The organism is Rhodopirellula sp. JB055 (genome assembly GCF_043100905.1).
Taxonomy (GTDB): Bacteria; Planctomycetota; Planctomycetia; order Pirellulales; family Pirellulaceae; genus Rhodopirellula.
Genome location: NZ_JBICHO010000255.1, coordinates 1 through 2,685 on the forward strand (window position 1 = coordinate 1; position 2,685 = coordinate 2,685).

3 protein-coding genes are annotated in these 2,685 nt (G+C 56.8%); all 3 read right to left on the minus strand.

Annotated elements, in window-relative coordinates; all coding sequences use genetic code 11:
• On the minus strand, positions 1 to 624 hold a 624-nt coding region (locus ACF8AM_RS10475), incomplete at its 3' end, for an NAD(P)-binding domain-containing protein (protein ID WP_392555591.1).
• A gap of 170 nt (positions 625 to 794) precedes the next feature.
• Complete coding sequence (gmd, locus tag ACF8AM_RS10480; RefSeq protein ID WP_392555592.1) at positions 795 to 1,805, minus strand: GDP-mannose 4,6-dehydratase; 1,011 nt, start codon at positions 1,803 to 1,805, stop codon at positions 795 to 797.
• 319 nt (positions 1,806 to 2,124) lie between these two features.
• The coding region (locus ACF8AM_RS10485) for an NAD-dependent epimerase/dehydratase family protein (RefSeq protein WP_392555593.1) at positions 2,125 to 2,685 on the minus strand (561 nt) is incomplete at its 5' end.

Below are 2,685 nucleotides of genomic sequence, written 5' to 3' on the forward strand. Positions count from 1 at the left end.
GCTGACCGGGACGACTTGATCGAATACGCTGCCATACAACGCCACGCCCGCGTCGAGGCACGCCGGGGTGTGACCACCGACGACTTTGGGGATATTGGTGGCGGCGAATTCGGGGTTGCCGGGGTCTTCTCGTTCGGGTGAGTAAACGACGTGCACATCGGTGCCGACGGTTAGGCCGGCGGTTTCAATGCGAGTGACCAGTTCTTCGGCGGTGGTGCCGGGGTAAGTCGTGCTTTCGAGACTGATCGTTTGGCCGGAACGCAGGTGCGGAACGATCGCTTCGATCGTGCTCACGACATAAGAAAGGTCCGGTTCAAAGTGCTCGTCCAGCGGCGTGGGGACGCACAGGATGATCGCGTCCACTTCGCGAATCTGGCTGAAGTCAGTTGTGGCGGCGAGATTCCCAGATTGGATCGCCGTGGCGATGGAGTCGGCCGGGATGTGTTTGATGTAGCTGGTTCCAGCGTTGATGGCGGAGGTCTTCTTGTCATCGATGTCGAATCCGACGGTCTTGAACTTGCCACCGGCGTAGGCAAGTGCCAGGGGCAGGCCGACATAGCCGAGTCCAACAACACCTACCGTGGCGCTACGATCTTGAATCCGTGAAGTGAAATCTGTTGACATTGAGAAAAGTGGGGCCGACTATCGTTGGAAAAGAAGGAGGGGGGGTAGCTTGGTGAGAAGAGTCCCCCGGACCACACGTTCAGGTCGAGGGGGCCGAATTCTTGGCGAATCCGGCTACGTGCGGGGCGGGGGGACGAGTTCTTGGCGAATCCGGCTACGGTGAGAACTGGTTATGAGAGTGACTTTTGCGCCAACTCCGTTTTGGCGAGTTCAAGGTCGTGTTCGACCATGAGTTCCGCCAATTGTTTGCAGCTTGTCGCTGGTTCCCAGCCCAGTTTGGCTTTGGCTTTGGAGTAGTCACCCAGCAGCAGGTCGACTTCGGTGGGGCGGAAGTAGCGTGGGTCGATTTCGACGTACTTGTTCCAGTCCAGGTCCAAGGCTTCGAAGGTGTAGTCGAGGAACTGGCGAATGGTTTGAGTTTCGCCGGTGGCTAGGACGAAATCGTCGGGCTCATCGTGTTGGAGGATTCGCCACATGCCTTCGACATAGTCTTTGGCGTAGCCCCAGTCGCGTTTGGCATCGAGGTTGCCAAGATACAGTTTGTCTTGCAGTCCGAGCTTGATCCGTGTGGCCGCACGCGTGATTTTTCGAGTCACAAACGTTTCGCCGCGACGTGGCGATTCATGGTTGAACAGGATGCCGTTGCTGGCGAACAAATTATAAGCGTGCCGGTAGTTCACTGTTTGATGGAATGCGTAAACCTTGGCACAGGCATAAGGGCTTTGTGGTTGAAACGGAGTTGTTTCAGTCTGCGGTGTTTCGATCACGTCGCCGAACATTTCACTGCTGCTGGCTTGGTAGACGCGAGTCGGTTTTTGCTTGTTCAGTTGGCGCGCGGCTTCGAGCACGTTCAGCGAACCGAGGCCAACGGTTTGGACCGTGTAGACGGGCGAGTCAAATGAGACTCGCACGTGAGATTGTGCACCGAGGTTGTAGATCTCGTCTGGTTGAATGTCCAAGACGAGATTGGTCATGTTTTGCCCGTCGGTCAGGTCACCATAGTGCAAGTGCAGATTGGACGACTCGTGCGGGTCTTTGTAGACGTGATCAATTCGGTCGGTGTTGAACGTGCTGCTGCGACGAACGATCCCGTGGACCTGGTAGCCCTTTTCCAGCAACAAGTCGGTGAGGTAAGAGCCGTCTTGGCCCGTGATGCCGGTGATGAGTGCGGTTTTGGTCATGGAGTTTTGAGTGGAAAGGGGCTCAGGGATTCAGGGCCACAGGGATAGGGCGTTTGGATTTTGGTGTATCCGGTTGCGGAGTGTGAGGGGGGCTTGCTTGGGCGGCGGGTTGTGAGGGAGGGATGGCTTGCTGATAGGTTTGGCGACCTAGTCGTCAACGACGGTTGAACGCCTGTAGGATGGGCACTCTTGCCCGTCAGAGTTACGGATGTCGGCCAAGTGTGGCCAACCTACAACAAAATCGACACGCCGTGACGCGGTGGGGTGTGAGAGGTTTGGGTAGAGTCCGAATTCTGGCGAATCCGGCTACTGAGGCAGACTAAACGGAGCGGACTTCGCCGATTTGGATACGTTGGCGGTAGTCAGCAACGGTTTGCACAAGGCCTTCGTCGAGGTTGATCGTGGGCGTCCAACCGGTCGAACGGATGCGGCTGATGTCGGTGCATTTGACGGGGGTTCCATCTGGCTTGCTGGCGTCTTGAAGGATTTCGCCTTCGAATCCGGTGGCCGCCGCAATCTTTTGAGCCAATTCTGCGATTGTCAGGTCCACTCCCGTTCCGACGTTGACCCAATCCGGCGGATCTGCCAATCCGATTAGGTGTTCGATAGCGGCCGCCAGGTCGTCAACATGGAGGAATTCTCGTCGTGGTTTCCCGCTTCCCCAGACAGTGACTGATTCGGCGTTCTCCTTTGCGGCAGCATCAAAGCGTCGAATCAAACCGGGGATCACGTGCGAATTGTCGGGGTGGTAGTTGTCACCGGGGCCGTACAGGTTGGTTGGCATGGCGCTGTGGAACAGTGCGCCATGCTGTTGGCGGTAGTATTGGCAAAGTTTGAGCCCCAAGATTTTGGCGAGCGCGTATCCCTCATTGGTCGTTTC